Source organism: Microvirga vignae (assembly GCF_001017175.1).
Taxonomy (GTDB): Bacteria; Pseudomonadota; Alphaproteobacteria; order Rhizobiales; family Beijerinckiaceae; genus Microvirga; species Microvirga vignae.
In genome coordinates, this window is record NZ_LCYG01000033.1 from 35844 (window position 1) to 52656 (window position 16813).

The following is a 16813-nucleotide window of genomic DNA, read 5'->3' on the forward strand; positions in this document are numbered from 1 at the left end:
TCACTCGATGGGATTGGCGAGGGCATTGACCGCTGCAGCCGCCATCGCGCTGCCGCCACGCCGCCCGTGGACGACAAGATATGGGACGCGGCCATCCCGGGCCAGTGCATCCTTGGATTCCGCCGCACCAATGAAGCCGACGGGAATGCCGATCACCGCCGCAGGCTTCGGCGCACCGGCATCGAGCATGTCGAGGAGGTGGAAGAGGGCCGTGGGCGCGTTGCCGACAACCAGGAGAGAGCCCTCAAGATGCTTTCGCCACAACTCCATGGCCGCCGCCGAGCGGGTGTTGCCGAGTTCGGCGGCCATCGCAGGCACGCGCGGATCGTCGAGGGTGCAGATGACCGCATTGTCCGCAGGCAACCGGGAACGGGTGATGCCGTTCGCCACCATCTTTGCGTCGCACAGGATCGGCGCGCCGCGCTTGAGAGCTTCTTCCGCGGCTTCCGCGAAGTCGGGCGAGAGTTCGACATCCCGCGGCAGGTCCGTCATGCCACAGGCATGAATCATGCGCACGACGACGCGCTCGGCGGCACCGGAAAAGCGGGACAGGTCCGCTTCGCTGCGGATGATCGCAAACGAGCGGCGATAGATCTCCGCTCCCTCGCGGATGTAGTCGCGGGCGTTGCTCATCGTGCGCTCTCCGTAAGGGCGTGGCGCAGGTCGTCCAAGATTTTCAAGGGCAATAAACGCGTCATGAGATCGTCGATGGAAAGGTGAAGGCAGGCGGCGTCCTGCGGGGAGCCGTTCGGAATCACGTCATAGCGGCCATCGTCGCAGCCTACCAGCGTGAGGTTCGCCCGGCTCGGATGGGCGCAGCCCTTTCGGCAGCCTGAGACATGAAGGGTCACGCCTTGCGACAGCAGATGACCGCAGGCGCTTGCGATCCGCAGGGCGTCGGCAGGGGCAGGTGTCAAGGCGCTGGCGCAATCGGGCTTGCCGGGACAGGCAAGCAGCGACAGGCGAGGGTCCTGCGCTTCGGTGATGAAGCCGGAGCGGTGGGCCTCGTCAAGGAGTGTGGCAAGATGGGTTTCCGCTATGCCCGGCAGCATAATTCCGCGCGTAAACGACGGGCGGATTTCTCCCATGCCGAAACGCTCGCTCCATGCCGCAGCCTGCTCCAGCTGCGCGCTCCCACAGCGGCCGAAGGGAAGGGCGAGAAGAACGGCCTTGTCGCCCTCGGCATGGAGGATGCCGGCCCGTCGTGCAGGAGAACGCGTGCAGGGAGGCGAGGTCGGCTCAAGCGCCGCGGCATCCGCGAGTTCACGAACAAGACCCTGCTCGAGATGGCGCAGGCGCCGGGCTTTTGTCAGTCCTGCCTTCCTCATCCCGGCATATCCGGAGAGGATGCCGGCGACCGCCTCGGGCACCCGCGAGAGGCCGGCCGCCCCGATCCACTCCAGACCCTCTGGTGATGCAACGCCGAAGGCAGCGGCATTGCCCTCACCCTGGGCCAGCAGGTGAAGATCGGCTCCGATGGCATCAAGCGGCATGGAACCGCCGCCATCGACAGCAATGAAGAACTTGGCAGGAAGTCCGTCTATGCTGCGCGCCCTATCCTCGATGGCTCGGGCCAGGGCTAGGGCATCGAAACGATCATGTGGGTCGATGCCCGCAAGCGGCGAGGTCACGGCTGGATGGGGCGGACCGTTCCCTTCGGGCTCAACCAAGCCTTCGCGCTCGAGGAGCGCCAGCAATGCAGGATACGTCTCGTCGCGCACGCCACGGATCTGCAGATTGCCGCGTCCTGTGATGTCGAGATGGCCATTGCCGTGCTTGCGCGCCGCGCCTGCGACAAGGCGCGCCCGGTCGGCCGGAAGACTGCCGCCAAGGAGATGAAGGCGCACGAGCAGGCCGTCACCTGTGGCCATGGGACGGCGCACGCCCGGGCACCAGCCTCTGCGCATGACGGTGCTCACGGCTGTCATTCCGGCACCTCCTGCCGACCATCGTCGAGCAGGGCCGCCGCGGAATTAAGGCGGCTCTGCCACAGACGCCGCCGTCTCGCCTCCGCAAGACGATCCCGAATGGCTTGAGCGGCGGCAGGATTCGAAGCATCAATCTGCTCGCGAACGGATTGATCCGCGACGAGGGCATTGAACAGGAGATCGAAGGCCGCATTCGAGACCGCATGCGTCGTCGCGGCGAAGGCATAGAGCGCATCGACACCCTGCGCGATCTCGGCAGCCCCGCGCCAGCCATGGCGGAGCTGGCCTGCGATCCAGCGCGGATTCGTCAGGCGACCGCGCACGAGGCGATCCACATCTTCCCGCAGGGTGCGAGCTTTCGGATTCTGCGGATGGCTTGTGTCGAGGCTGTAGAGGGCAGGGGAGGCGCCCAAGGCCTCAGCCGCAGCCGCGTAACCGCCGATGACGTCGGCGGCGGAATCGCCATCCAGGATGTCGCGCTCAGCCACGTCGCTCACATGCACGAAGGCTTCGGCCTGACGGACCCGCTGTGGAAAGCTCTCATCCGCGCCGATTGTCCCGGACGCCCCGAAGGCATGGGAGGTGCCTTCAAGATAGGTCCGGCCCAGATCGTTTCTCGTGTTCCATTCCCCATCCAACGCGTGAGCGGATACACCGGCACCGTAGACGCCGGGCGCCGATCCGAACACACGCGAAAGCGTTTCGCCGCGCCTGCGGGTAGCGGCGAGTTCGTTCCACTCGTCATCCTCGTCGAGTGCTGCCACGGCGCGGGCTGCCTGATCGAGAAGGGCGATCTGATCAGGGAATGTATCCCTGAATGCGCCGGAGACGCGAACGGTCACGTCGGCACGAGGGCGGTCGAGCAGAGGCTGCGGCACGATCTCGAAGCCGGTCACGCGGGTGGAGGCATGATCCCATGTGGGGCGCACGCCCATGAGCGCGAGGGCATGGGCAATGTCTTCGCCACCGGAGCGGAGCGTGGGCGAAGCCCACAGGTCCATCACGATCCGGCGCGGCCAGTCGCCTTCCTCTTGCAAGTGGCGGCGCACCACTTCCGCCGCGGCGCGCCAGCCGAGTTCGGTGGCCGCGCGTGTTGGAATGGCGCGCGGGTCGAGCGTCGCAAGATTGCGGCCGGTGGGCAGCACGTTTGTTTGCCCACGCGAAGGCGAGCCTGCCGGGCCTGGAACGACGAAGCGGCCATCGAGAGCTTTCAGCAGGCTTTCGCGCTCGCCAATGCTGCACGCTTCAAGACCGTCGGGTGCGCGCCCGAAGACGTGAAGGCCTTCGCGGATCGTCACCTCGCCGAGATCGCAGAGATGGGCATCGAGGCGCGTCAGGGCCTCGTCCATGGGCGTGGCGTCATCGACGCCGCACGCAGCCGCAAGTCCGCTGGCGCGGGCGCGTTCCAGGATCTCGCTGGCCACGAGATCGGCCCGCCCCGGATGAAGCACTTGAGCGGAGGAGAACTCCTCCACCAGTTCGCGAAGCGCCGCGGCTTCACCGTGCAATCCGGCCACGCGGGTCTGCGGCGTCAGATGCCCGATTGTGACTGCACTGATCCGACGCTTGGCGGGCGCTGCTTCTCCGGGATCATCGACGATGAAGGGATAGATAACAGGAACTGAGCCGATTGCGAGACGCGGCCAGCAAGTGGAGGAGAGTGCGACTGCCTTGCCGGGCAGCCACTCGGTGGTGCCGTGCGTCCCCAGATGCAGGAGCGCGTGAATGTTCTCCAAAGTTCTCAAACCGAGATAGAAGGCGAGATAGCCGTGACTCGGGGGACAATCCGGATCGTGATAGAAGCCCTTGCGGTCTTTGCCATGGCCTCGGTCAGGCTGAAGGGCAACGAGGATGTTGCCGGCGCGCAGCGCGCAAAACCGGAAGGCATTTTCTTTCAGGGCCGGATCGCTTTCAGCATCGCCCCAACGCTCGAAGATCGCCGATCGCTGCTCCACAGGCACGTTGTCTAACCATGCGCGATAGTCGGCAAGCGGAACCTCGAACGCATATTCGCCTTTGGTCAGGCGCGGCATCAGGTCATCGGAGGTGAAGTTCCTCTGCGCATCGTAACCGGCCTCACGCAACAGATCGAGGATCGCGCAGGCGCTCGCCGGCGTATCAAGCCCCACCGCAAAGCCGGCCCTGCCGCCGCGCGCCGGATAGTCGGAGAGAACGAGCGCCAATCGTCGTTCCTGGCGCGGAGTGCGGGCAAGCCGTATCCAAGCGGCGGCCACGTCCGCCACCATGCCGGTGTTGTCAGAATCCGGCGCCTGCACGCGATGGGAGAAGCAGAGGGCCAGATCCGTGGGCATCTCGGCCTTGAAAGAGATCGGACCTGCCGCAATGCGTCCGTCGAATTCAGGCAGGGCAATCTGCATGGTGAGATCCGCAGCGGAAAGCCCGCGCGGAGAGGCTTCCCAGGCGTCCTTTGCGCTGCCGACGGGAATGGCCTGGAGGATGGGGCAATCGGCTTCATCAAGGACGAAACCGGAATCGTCGCGTGCAGAAAAGGCCGTCGTCGTCACGATCATGTCGGGGCGGCGTGTATGAAGGACACGGCGAACGACGTCGACCGCTTCCGCATCTTTCAGGCTCGAGACTGCGAGCACGAGCGGTTCGACACCGCGTTCACGAAGCGCGACTGACAAAGCCTCGATGGGCTTGGTGTCACCGGCAAGAACAGACGAACGATAGACAAGAATATACGCAAGGGGACGCTGATCGGAGCATCGGGCGAGCAGCGTCTCTGGCTCCACGATTCCTTCCTCGGGTGTCCAAGTGAAGGCGCGGGGAGCAGCCTGCGGTGGATCCGCAATCGATCCCGCTTCGCCAATCTCCTGAGCGATGCGCGCGAGCAGGCGGCTCATGTTGTCGATGCCACCAGCCCGAAAATAAGCTTCCAACGCGTCACAGAGAGCAGGGGAAACGGTGGCATAGGTTGCAAGCCGAGGATCAGGCCGGTCATCGCCCGGGATCACGGCCAGCTTCACGTCTGCCCTGCGGCAGGTTTCCGCCAATCGCTCCAGTCCGTAGCGCCAGTAATCGCGCCCGCCGAGGCAGCGCACGAGGACGAAGCGAGCCTGCGCTGCGGTCTTGTCGACATAGAAGTCGATGGAAAGCGGATGCCGCAGGCGCCGGAGCGAAGCCAGGCGGAGCAAGGGCCCGTCCAGCTTACGTTGTTGGGCAGCCGCCAGCGCACCGAGGTCACTGTCCGCGAAGGACAGGACCACGATATCCCCCGGGGGCTGCTGGAGGTCGATGGCCTCCGAGCCTTCGTCGAGGGATACCGTCGTGACCGGAAGAAGGTGCATCTCACCCGTTGCGCAGAGCGGCTTCGACGGCCTTTAGGTCGAAGCCTTTGAGGCCGATCACCACCATGCGCCCATCCCGCGCTTCGCCGGACTTCCAGGGACGATCGAAGTGATGAGCAATTCGCTGCCCGACGCCCTGTACAACAAGGCGCAGCGGCTTGCCGTCGACCGGAGCGAAGCCCTTGATGCGCAGCACACCTGCCGCCTCCGCCGCGCGCTCCACGCGGGCGACCAGCGCTTCCGGCGTGGCGACCGAACCGACCGGGATCGCCACACTCTCGAAATCGTCGTGATCATGATCATCGGCCGTCTCATGATGGGAGGGGCGCGCGTCCAGATCCGTTTCGGCGGCGGCACCGAGGCCGAGCAGCACGGCTGGATCGATCTTGCCATGCGCGGTCTCGATCACCTTCACAGCGCGAGGCAGATGCTCATTGATCTCGGCGAGGACCTTCGCCTTGTCACCGGCTGCCATCTGGTCGGTCTTGTTGAGAAGGATGAGGTCCGCACAGAGGAGCTGGTCCTCAAAGACCTCCTCAAGCGGGTTCTCGTGATCGACGGACGAGTCTGCGGCGCGCTGCGCTTCCAGTGCCTCCGGATCATCGGCGAAGGCGCCGGAGGCGACGGCGGGGCCGTCCACCACGGCGATCACGCCGTCGACCGTGACGCGGGAGCGGATGTCCGGCCAGTTGAAGGCCCGTACCAGTGGCTTCGGCAGGGCAAGGCCCGAGGTTTCGATGAGGATGTGCTCGGGCGGGTTCGGCCGGTTGAGCAGCGTGTTCAGGGCCGGCACGAAATCATCTGCCACCGTGCAGCACAGACAGCCATTCGGCAGCTCGACGATGTCTTCCTGCGTGCAGCCTTCGATGCCGCAGCCTTCGATAAAAGAGCCATCGAAGCCGAGATCGCCGAACTCGTTGACGAGCACCGCGAGGCGGCGGCCTCCGGCATTCTCCAGCAGGTGGCGCACCAGGGTGGTTTTGCCCGCGCCGAGGAAGCCAGTGATGATGGTACAGGGGATCTTGGTGAGATCGCTCATGAGGTGAGCCTTTCGGCAGCTTTCTCAAGCCGCGCTGCTTGTTTTGAACGGGGGAATGCGGGCGACCACGCCCTTGCGGAACGCTTCAGGCCGCTCGCGCCAGGGCACGAGGCCATCCGAGGTGGCGGCATAGCGGCGAAGCCCGTCGAGGATCGTTTCAACCGATGTCTCGGCGTTCAGATCGCCATAGATGTAGGTCCAGCGCCCCGGACCCGAGACTGCGATCGTGCAGGGACGCTTGCACACGGAGAGGCATTCGACCGCCTCCACCCGCACCGCAGGCGCGCCGGGCTGAGCAAGCGCCTCCGTCAGGGTTCGGTGAAGAATCGCACCGGGCCGGAGCGCCTTGTCATCCGGGCCACCTGCCTCGCGGCAAGTGATGCAGACATGGAGGCAGATCTCTGCAGGGGTTGACGTCATGGACTAAACGGCCTTGCGTCGGCTTGTGACGCGAGCCGCCTGAGACAGGAGCTCTGACGTCGTGCCGTCTTGCTGTCTCGTCCAGTACCAGCCGAGGCCAATTCCAAGGGTTGCCCAGAAGGCGAATGCAACAGCCAGCGATCGCGCTGCGAATTGTGCGGCAAGGACAGCCGGAACGTCACTTGATGCAGCAGCCGCATGGGGCGCCCCGATCACGTGGGGAAGCCCGATGGCGAGCAGACCAAGGGCAACAGCCGCATGATGACGCACCGCCGTGATCAGATACAAACCAAGTCCAGTCCCCAGGACGGTGCAGACCCACCAGATTTGCCGCTCGGCGAGATGTCCGCCTCCCATTCCGGGAAGTTCTGGAGGTAATCCGACGGCAGGAGCGAGATTGACCGCAAGAAAGCCGCCGATAGCCCATCGCACAGCCGTTTGCATGCCGATCTCTCGGCCCGCTGCAATGATCAGAGCCACAAGGATCGCGGCATAGCCGACACCGCTGACCAATGTGGCAAGAACCGTGAATGCCGTTCGCGAAAAGCCCTCACTCGGCTCCCACGCGTCCTCAGCCCCAGCGTCAGGTGAGGCATGATGCTCATGGGGCGAATTCAGGCTGCCGTGTCCAGCGCCATGCGCCTCGGGCGAGGCCGCCTTTTCATATGTCTCGGCCTGGAGGATGAGGGGAGAAGTCAGGAAGATTTGAAGGGTTGCGGCCACGCAAGCAGCCAGAAACCCAGCGACCAAAGCCGCTTTCAGCACACGCACGATCATGGGAGCCACCTCTCAGTGGCAGGGAAAATTATGCGAGTGGCGCCAGTCATGCGCCGCATTGTGCAGCGCTTCAGGCGAGGCGAAGCCCGAAATGAAAACGAGCGCGAGGCCGAAGGATGCCGCTGCGAAAACGGCCACGAGGCGCTGAGACGAAGTGGCGACGTAGGCCTGCTGCTTGATCAGGGTCGACATGGATACCTCTTGGCCACCCCTCCGGCGGCATTTGGGTTGCACGATGACGGCAGGTCTCCTGGCTCACGGGTCGATGCTTTGCGCCAACCGCCTTCCCGGGATGTGAGGCCCAGTGGCCTATGGAGCGCAGGCTCGCCGTTTACAGTTGCGGGGGCAGCCGCGGTGTCTCACCGCATTCCCTTTTCACCCCGTTGCCGGGGCACCGTCTTCTACATGCTTACCGGGGCAGGAGACATCTTTCAAGCCTGACTGTGTTCGTAAACCCGGCCTTGAAATCCGCACCGGCGCTGGTCATGGTGCGCTCCTCTCATAGGGATGAGGATCTTATGACCCCGGACGACGAGGCGCGCCATCGTGCCAAAATGATCAAGCGCAAGGAAGTGCAGGACCGCGAGGTCGCCTCGAAGACGGTCGAGAAGGGGCTTCTCATCGTCCATACCGGGCCGGGCAAGGGTAAGTCGACGGCAGCCTTCGGCCTCATGCTGCGGGCGCTGGGGCGGGGCTTCAACGTGGGTGTCGTCCAGTTCATCAAGGGAGCCTGGGAAACCGGCGAGTGCCTTGCTCTGGATCGGTTCTCCGACCAGATCGAGTGGCATACCATGGGTGAGGGGTTCACCTGGGAAACACAGGACCGGGCCCGCGACGTGGCAGCCGCCGAGCGGGCTTGGAGCAAGGCGCAGGAACTGATGACCCGCGAGGACATCCGTCTGCTGGTCCTCGACGAACTCAACATCGCCCTGCGCTACGACTATCTGCCCCTCGTTGACGTCGTGGAAACGCTGCGCCAGCGCAGAGCGGATCTCCACATCGTCGTGACCGGGTGCAATGCCAAGCCGGAACTGATCGAGGCCGCCGATCTCGTCACCGAGATGACCCTGGTGAAACATCATTTCGCCGCAGGCGTGAAAGCGCAGGAAGGCATCGAGTTCTGATGCGCGCGCTCATGGTGCAGGGCACCGGCTCGAATGTCGGCAAGTCGCTTCTCGTCGCCGGCCTCTGCCGCGTCTTCGCACGGCGCGGCCTGAACGTTCGCCCATTCAAGCCGCAGAACATGTCGAACAACGCCGCAGTGACGGCGGATGGCGGCGAGATCGGGCGGGCGCAGGCGCTTCAGGCACGTGCCGCCGGCGTGGCGCCGAGCGTTCACATGAATCCCGTGCTGCTCAAACCCCAGAGCGAGGTCGGCTCCCAGGTGGTGGTGCAGGGATGCCGCATCGGGACCGCCAAGGCTCGGGAATATCAATCCTGGAAGCCGCGCCTGATGGCTGCCGTGCTCGACAGCTTCGCGCGTCTCGGCGATGAAGCCGATCTCGTCCTTGTGGAGGGCGCGGGCTCGGCCTCCGAGGTGAATCTCCGTGCTGGTGATATCGCCAATATGGGCTTTGCCCGCACCGCCGGAGTGCCGGTCGTGATCGTCGGCGATATCGATCGGGGCGGGGTCATCGCGAGCCTCGTCGGCACGAGGGCGGTGCTCGACGAAGCGGATGCCGTTATGGTGTGTGGATTCATCGTCAATCGTTTCCGAGGCGATCCGGCGCTGTTCGATGACGGAATGCGCTTCATTGCGGAGCGCACCGGCTGGCCTGCGCTCGGTCTTGTGCCGCATTTCCCAGACGCCACACGGCTTCCGGCGGAGGACGGTCTCGGCCTGCGCCGAGACGGGGGCAAGTCCGGGACTGACACCGTTCTGATTGCCGTTCCGGTGACGCCGCGCATCTCCAATTTCGACGATCTCGATCCGCTGCGCGAGGAGCCGGGCGTCCATGTCGCTCTGATCGAGCCGGGTCAGCCGCTTCCAGTAGAAGCAGCGCTCGTCCTGCTGCCCGGCTCCAAGACCACCATCGACGATCTGCTGTTCATCCGCGCGCAAGGCTGGGACATCGACATCAAGGCGCATCTGCGCCGGGGAGGGCGGGTGCTCGGCCTGTGTGGCGGCTATCAGATGCTGGGACGGCGCATCGATGATCCCTTCGGAATCGAGGGCGAGGCAGGCCGCTCCGTGGAGGGGTTGGGGCTACTCGATGTGGCGAGCACGCTGACGGAAACGAAGCGCCTTGAGGCCGTTACGGGAACGACAATCCCGGACCGGATCCCCTTGTCGGGATACGAGATGCATGTCGGCGAGACGTTGCGGCAGAGCGCATCGGTGCAGGCGTTTGCGCGGCTCGACGATGGTCGTCTTGACGGCGCCGTCTCGGCGGACGGGCGAGTGACGGGGACCTACGTTCACGGCCTGTTTGCCGACGACCGCCAAAGAGCCCGCTGGCTGGGGCTTCTCGGAGCCGAGGCGAGCGATCTGGTGTACGAGGCGCTTGTGGACGACATCCTGGACCGCTTCGCCGATCACCTGGAGCAACACGTGGATTGCAACCGGCTTCTGGAGCTCAGCGCGTGATGAGCCACATCGCTATCAACAGCGCCGAGGCCACGGCGAAGAGCAGTCCGCAAGCCGTCCGGTAGAGGACGAGCGCCCGGTCGATGTCCTGCGCCGTCGCCTCAGAACGTCCGTCGCCCATCCAGCAATCCTCGACGCGGACATTCCCATAGATGCGCGGTCCGGCCAGCCGCAGGCCGAGGGCCCCCGCCATCGCAGCCTCGGGCCATCCGGCATTGGGCGACCGGTGATGGGAGGCATCCCGCAGCAGGGCACGCAGGGCTCCATGCGGCGAGGCATTCCGGTTCAGGGCGGCCGCTGCGACAATGAGAAAGGCCGTCAGGCGCGAGGCCGGCAGGTTCACCAAGTCGTCAAAGCGGGCGGCCGCCCAGCCGAAGGTCTCATGTCGGGGCGTGCGGTGCCCGATCATGCTGTCGGCGGTATTTGCAGCCTTATAGAGAGCCGCGCCGGTCAGGCCGCCGACACCAAGCCAGAAAGCGGGCGCAACGATTCCATCGGAAAAATTCTCGGCAAGGCTCTCGATGGCGGCACGGGAGATACCGGCCTCGTCCAGGCTCTGCGGATCTCGCCCGACGATCATTGCCACGGCGGCGCGCCCGCCCTCGATCCCATGCTCACGCAATCCTGTCGAGACGGCTGCCACATGCTCATGGAGGCTGCGCTGCGCCAGAAGGCTGCTGGCCAGGATCGCCAGAGCGCCGAGCCCGATGGCTCCAACTGAAGCGAGAGCGAACTCCACGGATCGAGCGGCGAGGCCGGTCACGGCGAGAAGCAGCAGGAGGGCGAGGGCGCCCGCAGCGCGGCGCCGCCTGCCGCTCCAGGCCTCGCGGTTGAATGAGCCGTCAAGCGCCTTGATCAGCCTCCCGATCCAGGTGACGGGATGCCCGATCCCCGTATAAAGACGACCGGGATAGCCGAAGGCAGCCTCCACCCCGAGGGCGAGGATCAGAACCAGAAAGCTATCGGACCAGGACATGGGTTGAATCGAATGGTTGAGACACAGATCCCTCACGGCGGAAATCTTGAAGAAGCCCGGAGGCTCTTTCCCGATGCGCCCGGGCCGTGGGTGGACCTGTCGACGGGGATCAATCCCATAGCGTATCCCATGCCTGCCTTGCCAGCGTCCTCGTTCGAGCGGCTGCCGACACCTGACGCTCACGCGGATCTGGAAGCGGCTGCCGCCGAGGCCTATGGAGCGACGGATGCTGCGGGAGTGGTGGCTGCGCCAGGCACGCAGATCCTCATCAGCCTCCTGCCGCATCTACGACCACGCTCGAAGGTTAGCGTGCTCGGGCCGACCTATGCCGAGCATGCGCGGGCCTGGCGCGGAGCAGGGCATGAGGTTGTGGACATCGTTTCGCCCGATGACGATCACGAGACGGATGTTCTCGTTGTCGTCAATCCCAACAATCCCGACGGTCGCGTCCTTCAGCCGCGAACGCTGGTCGATCTGGCAGCGCGGCTTCATCAGCGCGGCGGCTGGCTTGTGGTGGACGAAGCCTTTGCCGATTTCGACTCCGGCGAGACAATTGTGCCTTCTCTCCCGACCGGGGCCATCGTCCTGCGCTCGTTCGGCAAGACCTACGGGCTTGCTGGAATACGATTGGGCTTTGCCATCGCACAGCCTGACATCGCCGGTCTCGTGCGCGCGGCTCTCGGTCCCTGGGTGGTGGCCGGACCAACGATCGAGGTGGGGCGGAAGGCTCTGCGGGACAGGCAATGGCGGGTTGCCGCTGCCGAGGCCAGGGCGAACGATGCCGATCGTCTCGACAGGCTTCTGCAACAGGCGGTCGGAACAATTTCGTTGGGTACAACGCTCTATCGGCTGATCGAGAACCCTGCCGCAGCGAACCTGTTCACCCATCTCGGAAGGCGCGGAATTTGGACACGGCGTTTCAGGGAAAACCCAAATCGTTTGCGCTTCGGGCTTCCGGGATCGGCAGAGGCCTGGGCGCGCCTCGAAACGGCGCTTGCCGAGTTCGCCAGCGAGGTCGAGAGGGCTGCACCGTCCCAGCGCGAGGAGGGCATCGCATGAGAAAAATCTACGTGATCGGTCTTGGATCGGGCAATCCCGATCACATGACCATTCAGGCCATCAAGGCACTCAACGAGGTCGATGTTTTCTTCATGGTCGACAAGGGAGCGGCCGCCAGCGAACTCATCGATGTACGCGAGGAAATCTGCCGGCGTTTCATCGAGGATTCTCACTACCGTATCGTCCGCGCCCGCAATCCCGAGCGCGATGCACGATCGGCCGATTACCGGCACGGCGTCGAGGAGTGGCACAAGGCAAGGGCCGCTGTCTTCGAGGACCTGATCCGCGATGAACTTGGAGCGGATGAGTGTGGCGCGTTCCTTGTATGGGGCGATCCGTCACTCTACGATAGCACGATCAGGATCCTGCAGCACGTCTTGGCGCAGCGGAGCGTGAGTTTCGAATATGAGGTGATTCCGGGTATCAGCAGCGTTCAGGCGCTCGCAGCAGCCCACAAGATTCCATTGAACAACATCGGCGAGGCCGTTCACATCACCACGGGACGGAAACTCGCCGAGGGCCGCATGGGCGATGCCGAAAGCGTCGTGGTCATGCTCGACGGCGAGAACAGCTTCAGATCCGCTCCGGCCACGAACTCCACTATCTATTGGGGCGCCTACCTCGGTATGCCGGATGAGACGATCATTGCAGGTCCTCTTGAAGAGGTCGCGGATCGGATCGAGGAGGTCCGTCGAACCCTTCGCGAGAAGAAAGGCTGGATCATGGACATATACCTCTTGAAGCAGGAGAGAGACGATGCATGATCGCCAATCCATGCCATCAGATACGAACGCTTCCTCAATGGCTTAGCATCAGACCTTAATGCTCCTTTGCTGTTAGCAGATCAGGTCACGAAGTCCCGGCTGACCGAACACATTATCTTGCATCTTGTGAACCGCTAAATTCGATGTGCTCTCAGACCAAGGCAGATGACGAGCCTCCAACCGGTTCTGTCGCAAGCTCGTTTTTTACTGATCAATACTGTTGGTCCCGCACTGCCTGATTGCCGTGAAACCAACGGCTTAAGGCCACTGCCACAGCGCCAAATTGGCGCTGGGAATGCCTATACTTCAAGTTTGCGACCGAACCGACCGTTGTCCCGCCTATTTTCCAACCCCACACCTGCGATCCGCAAGTCCAAGGCATCTTACTGTGGGAAGAAGAGGTCAGATCTGATTGTAACCAAAGATCGATTTGAGCTCGAGGAACTCTTCAAGCCCGAACACCCCACGCTCGCGCCCGTTGCCGGACTGCTTGTAGCCGCCGAACGGCGCCGCAGGATCACTTGGCACGCCGTTCAGATGGACCATGCCGGCGCGAAGGCGCCGGGCGATCTGCTGGGCGCGCTCAAGGTCCGCCGAGGTCACATAGCTTGAGAGACCAAAGCGGGTATCGTTGGCAATTCCTACGGCTTCATCCTCGCTTTCGTACGGCAAGATGGAGAGCACAGGCCCGAAGATCTCCTCCCGTGCGATCGTCATCTGATTGTGCACGTCCATGAAGACGGTCGGACGAACATAATAGCCCCGCTCTAATCGCGTAGGGCGACCGAGCCCTCCGGTGACGAGCGTTGCCCCCTCCTGCAATCCAGAGGCGATCAGGCTTTGAACCCGCGCGAACTGCGCCTTGTTCGCTACTGGGCCGAGGGTGGTCAATAGCGAGCGCGGTTCTCCCACCACAAGTTCCTCGGCGATGCTCTTGGCGATCGCGGCCGCTTCCGGTTGTCGATGCGCAGGGACGAGCAGGCGGGTTGGCGCGTTGCAGGACTGGCCACTGTTGGCGAAGCAGGCATAGGCCCCATGTCTCACAGCTGTCGCGAAACTTGCATCGTCGAGAAGGATGTTGGGGGACTTGCCACCCAACTCCTGATGAACCCGCTTGAGGGTGTCAGCTGCGGCTTTCGCCACAACGATCCCAGTGTGGGTTGAGCCGGTGAAGGAAACCATATCAACGTCAGGATGAGACACAAGTGCCTGACCGACAGTGGGTCCGTCGCCCTGGATGAGGTTGAACACGCCCGGTGGCACGCCGGCCTCATGCAGGATTTCTGCAAAGATCGAGGCCGAGGCGGGCGCGACCTCACTGGGCTTCAGGATCATCGTGCAGCCGGCAGCAAGCGCTGGGCCAACCTTGCAGGCGATCTGCAGAAGAGGCCAGTTCCACGGGGTGATCAGCCCACAGACCCCGATGGGCTCCCGCGTGATCAGGGTCGAACCCAGTACTATATCGAATTGGTAGGTTTCCAGCGCCTTGATGCTCTGCTGCAGATGAATGAGCCCAGCCGCGACCTGCCGCTCGCGGGCCAGGATGAGGGGGGCTCCCATCTCCAGCAAGACCGCTTCGACAAGATCGTCGGTGCGTCGCCGGTAGCAGTCGACTATGGCCCGCAGGAGATCCAACCGCTCCCGTCGTGTGGTTTGGGCGTACGCTCCGAAGGCCTGCCGGGCTGCGGCAACGGCGCGGTTCACATCACCGACATCACTCGGTGCGAAGGTTGCGAAAACTGCCTCGGTGGCAGGGTTGATGAGGTCGACAAGCCGCGGGGTCTCAGGTGAGACCCACCGTCCATCGATATAGAGATGGTGAAGATGTTGCACCGACCTGCGCCCCTTGCTTCGTCGTCAGCGACAATCTCAGTCGTTCGAGCCAAATCGAGGACCCACACCACAGCGCCCCTTTCGCGAGGCTTGAGCGGTTTGTTCCTGAAAACCGGACGACATTACTCTCTTCACCATGCGACACCGCGCCGTCAAGAACCCGCGGAAAACGTTGGTTAGACCGCGCTACAGCTCGCTGGATCCGCTTTCTTGTTGGTTGGGTCAAGACACACCTTGGATCGACTCTGGTACCGGGGCCTGTGGCATCTTGAGTGAGGCGCAGCTGTTACGCTGTAACTCCCTGATAGGCCGACCGATGTGAACCCGGTCACCCGCCCTGCTGGCACAGTTCCGTAGAGAATACTGGTAATGGTGCTGACCTTGGGAAGAGAGCTGCAACCCATGTCTCGTGCCCGGGCGACCGTGTTGACACTCGCTCCGATGTAGTCCTTGATGCTCTGGCGCTAACGGGTGAGCGCATCAACGATGCCTCTCGTCCGTCTGCCGCACATTCATCGGCACGCAAGCCGATCCGGTCGCAGCCTACCCGGTCAAAACAAGGAGCTCACGTGAAGACCCTCGTCGTCTGTTCCGGCGGATTGGACTCCGTCACCCTCGCCCACAAGGTCGCGGCTGAGCAATCCCTCACCCGCCTCGGTGTGCCGCTTGTTGGATGAGGTCAGCACGCCAAGAACGCCAACCTTGATCTGATTTTCAACTGCTGATGTCATGCGACACCCGATCCATCTTGAACATCTTGGCAGCCTTGACGCATTCACCTGCGCGCAGACATTGTCGCACCTGCCCGATCTGCTGTTCCTGGATAGCGCTCTGCGCCATCCTGTGCTCGGGCGCTACTCCTTCGTCGCCGCGGACCCATTCGGCCGGTTTGTCGTACGGGGTGGACGAGCACTCTGGAACGGCGACCTCTTACCTCAACCGCCGCTATCCGCACTGCGCTCCCTCTTAGATCGGTACCGCCAATCGAGAATTGACAGCCTGCCGCCATTCCAAGGCGGTGCGGCAGGTTATTTCGCGTATGATTTTCGGCACACTCTCGAGAGGCTCACACCGGCGCCGACCGACGTCCCATGCCCTGAAGCCGTGCTCCCATTCTACGATATCGTCGTGAGCTTCGATCACCGCAGCGGCGACGCATGGCTTCTTTCAACGGGCTGGCCAGAGCAGGACCCAGACAAGCGCCAGAAGCGGGCCGCAGCTCGCGCTCAGCAATTCCGGAGGCTTCTCGGCCATGGACCGCGCCAGCTCCGTGACCGCAGGCTCGCGAGTCCATGGACGTCGAACTTCTCGGCCAGCGGCTACATGAAGGCCGTCAAGGCTGTGATCGACTCCATCCTGGCCGGAGACATCTTCCAGGCGAACATTGCCCAGCGCTTTACCGCTCAGGTTTCCGATGAGTTCGATGCGCTTGCCTTCTACGGCCAACTCCGCCGCGTGAATCCTGCGACCTTTGGTGCTTTTCTCAACTTCGATGAGAGTACGATTGCCTCGAGCTCGCCTGAGCGCTTTGTGAAGGTTGATCAGGGCTGTGTCGAGACACGCCCGATCAAAGGCACAGCTGCACGCTCCTCCGATCAGCAGCGCGACCGGGACCTGGCTGAGACGCTGCTGCGCTCCGACAAGGATCGAGCCGAGAACCTGATGATTGTCGATCTGCTGCGCAATGATCTGTCGCGGGTGTGCAAGCCACACACGGTGCGCGCCCCGATGCTGTGCAGCCTGGAGAGCTATGCGGCCGTTCACCATCTCGTCTCGGTCGTCGAGGGTCAACTCCATTCAGGCCTTACGGCGACTGACGTGATCGCCGCCTGTTTCCCGGGTGGGTCGATCACGGGGGCGCCGAAAATCCGCGCCATGGAGATCATCACCCGGATCGAACGCTGTGCCCGGCAGGTCTATTGTGGCTCCATCGGCTACTTTGGCTTCGACGGAACGGCTGATACGAACATCGCGATTCGGACCATCATGCTGACAGACGGATCAGCGGTGTTTCATGCCGGCGGCGGGATCACGGCGCTGTCCGACCCGCGGGCCGAGTACGAGGAAACCTTGGCGAAGGCCCAGCGCATTTTTGCGGCCTTTGAAGCATAGACGACCA

Annotated in this window: 14 protein-coding genes, 1 pseudogene and 1 riboswitch; of the genes and pseudogenes, 6 read left to right on the forward strand and 9 right to left on the reverse strand. The window is 63.5% G+C overall.

All coding sequences use genetic code 11. The annotated features are described in order from the left end of the window. From AA309_RS14210 to AA309_RS14240, 7 genes are read right to left on the reverse strand one after another with little or no spacing between them, the layout of a single operon-like run. Entirely contained in the window at nucleotides 1–633 is a 633-nt protein-coding gene (locus tag AA309_RS14210; protein WP_047189686.1) for a precorrin-8X methylmutase, read from the reverse strand. Beyond that, nucleotides 630–1928, reverse strand: coding sequence for a precorrin-3B synthase (gene cobG, locus AA309_RS14215; protein WP_047189687.1), 1299 nt, complete (start codon nucleotides 1926–1928; stop codon nucleotides 630–632). Before cobG ends, AA309_RS14210 begins: the two co-directional genes overlap by 4 nt. Continuing rightward, complete coding sequence (gene cobN, locus AA309_RS14220; RefSeq protein ID WP_047189688.1) at nucleotides 1925–5239, reverse strand: cobaltochelatase subunit CobN; 3315 nt, start codon at nucleotides 5237–5239, stop codon at nucleotides 1925–1927. The genes cobG and cobN overlap by 4 nt, the downstream gene beginning before the upstream one ends. A 1-nt stretch (nucleotide 5240) precedes the next feature. Then, nucleotides 5241–6278 carry a cobalamin biosynthesis protein CobW gene (cobW, locus tag AA309_RS14225; protein WP_047189689.1) on the reverse strand — a complete coding sequence of 346 codons (1038 nt, stop codon included), beginning with the start codon at nucleotides 6276–6278 and terminating at the stop codon, nucleotides 5241–5243. Nucleotides 6279–6302: 24 nt separating this feature from the next. Then, complete coding sequence (locus tag AA309_RS14230; protein ID WP_047189690.1) at nucleotides 6303–6698, reverse strand: DUF1636 family protein; 396 nt, start codon at nucleotides 6696–6698, stop codon at nucleotides 6303–6305. A gap of 3 nt (nucleotides 6699–6701) precedes the next feature. After that, a complete protein-coding gene (locus AA309_RS14235) occupies nucleotides 6702–7475 on the reverse strand; it encodes a CbtA family protein (protein ID WP_047189691.1) in 774 nt (257 codons plus the stop codon). Nucleotides 7476–7487: 12 nt separating this feature from the next. Then, complete coding sequence (locus AA309_RS14240) at nucleotides 7488–7667, reverse strand: CbtB domain-containing protein (RefSeq protein ID WP_047189692.1); 180 nt, start codon at nucleotides 7665–7667, stop codon at nucleotides 7488–7490. Between the two features lie 31 nt (nucleotides 7668–7698). Next, nucleotides 7699–7889: riboswitch (cobalamin riboswitch) on the reverse strand. Between the two features lie 104 nt (nucleotides 7890–7993). Between AA309_RS14240 and cobO the strand changes: the two genes are divergently transcribed. Together cobO and AA309_RS14250 are read left to right on the forward strand one after the other, a co-directional pair. Further along, nucleotides 7994–8599 (forward strand): cob(I)yrinic acid a,c-diamide adenosyltransferase, encoded by a 606-nt coding sequence (cobO, locus tag AA309_RS14245; protein ID WP_047189693.1) that lies wholly within the window; start codon nucleotides 7994–7996, stop codon nucleotides 8597–8599. Nucleotides 8600–8610: 11 nt separating this feature from the next. Beyond that, nucleotides 8611–10062, forward strand: coding sequence for a cobyric acid synthase (locus AA309_RS14250; RefSeq protein WP_047189729.1), 1452 nt, complete (start codon nucleotides 8611–8613; stop codon nucleotides 10060–10062). On the opposite strand, the gene cbiB is transcribed toward AA309_RS14250, so the two are convergent. Then, nucleotides 10052–11038, reverse strand: a complete 987-nt coding sequence (cbiB, locus tag AA309_RS14255; RefSeq protein WP_047189694.1) for an adenosylcobinamide-phosphate synthase CbiB — start codon at nucleotides 11036–11038, stop codon at nucleotides 10052–10054. The two genes, AA309_RS14250 and cbiB, sit on opposite strands and share 11 nt — an antisense overlap. Nucleotides 11039–11050: 12 nt before the next feature. Here cbiB and cobD point away from each other — a divergent pair, with 12 nt between their 5' ends. Then, on the forward strand, nucleotides 11051–12097 hold the full coding sequence (cobD, locus tag AA309_RS14260; protein ID WP_047189695.1) for a threonine-phosphate decarboxylase CobD: 1047 nt from the start codon (nucleotides 11051–11053) through the stop codon (nucleotides 12095–12097). Next, entirely contained in the window at nucleotides 12094–12861 is a 768-nt protein-coding gene (gene cobF / locus AA309_RS14265) for a precorrin-6A synthase (deacetylating) (RefSeq protein ID WP_047189696.1), read from the forward strand. The genes cobD and cobF overlap by 4 nt, the downstream gene beginning before the upstream one ends. A gap of 402 nt (nucleotides 12862–13263) precedes the next feature. Here the strand turns inward: cobF and AA309_RS14270 are convergent, their stop codons facing one another. Further along, nucleotides 13264–14694 (reverse strand): aldehyde dehydrogenase family protein, encoded by a 1431-nt coding sequence (locus tag AA309_RS14270; RefSeq protein WP_047189697.1) that lies wholly within the window; start codon nucleotides 14692–14694, stop codon nucleotides 13264–13266. Between the two features lie 569 nt (nucleotides 14695–15263). Between AA309_RS14270 and AA309_RS34265 the strand changes: the two are divergent. Both AA309_RS34265 and pabB read left to right on the forward strand, forming a co-directional pair. Next, a pseudogene (locus AA309_RS34265) lies at nucleotides 15264–15350 on the forward strand (7-cyano-7-deazaguanine synthase QueC); the annotation flags it as partial. 73 nt (nucleotides 15351–15423) lie between these two features. Further along, complete coding sequence (gene pabB / locus AA309_RS14280) at nucleotides 15424–16806, forward strand: aminodeoxychorismate synthase component I (RefSeq protein WP_052954725.1); 1383 nt, start codon at nucleotides 15424–15426, stop codon at nucleotides 16804–16806. The last annotated feature ends 7 nt before the right edge of the window (nucleotides 16807–16813 follow it).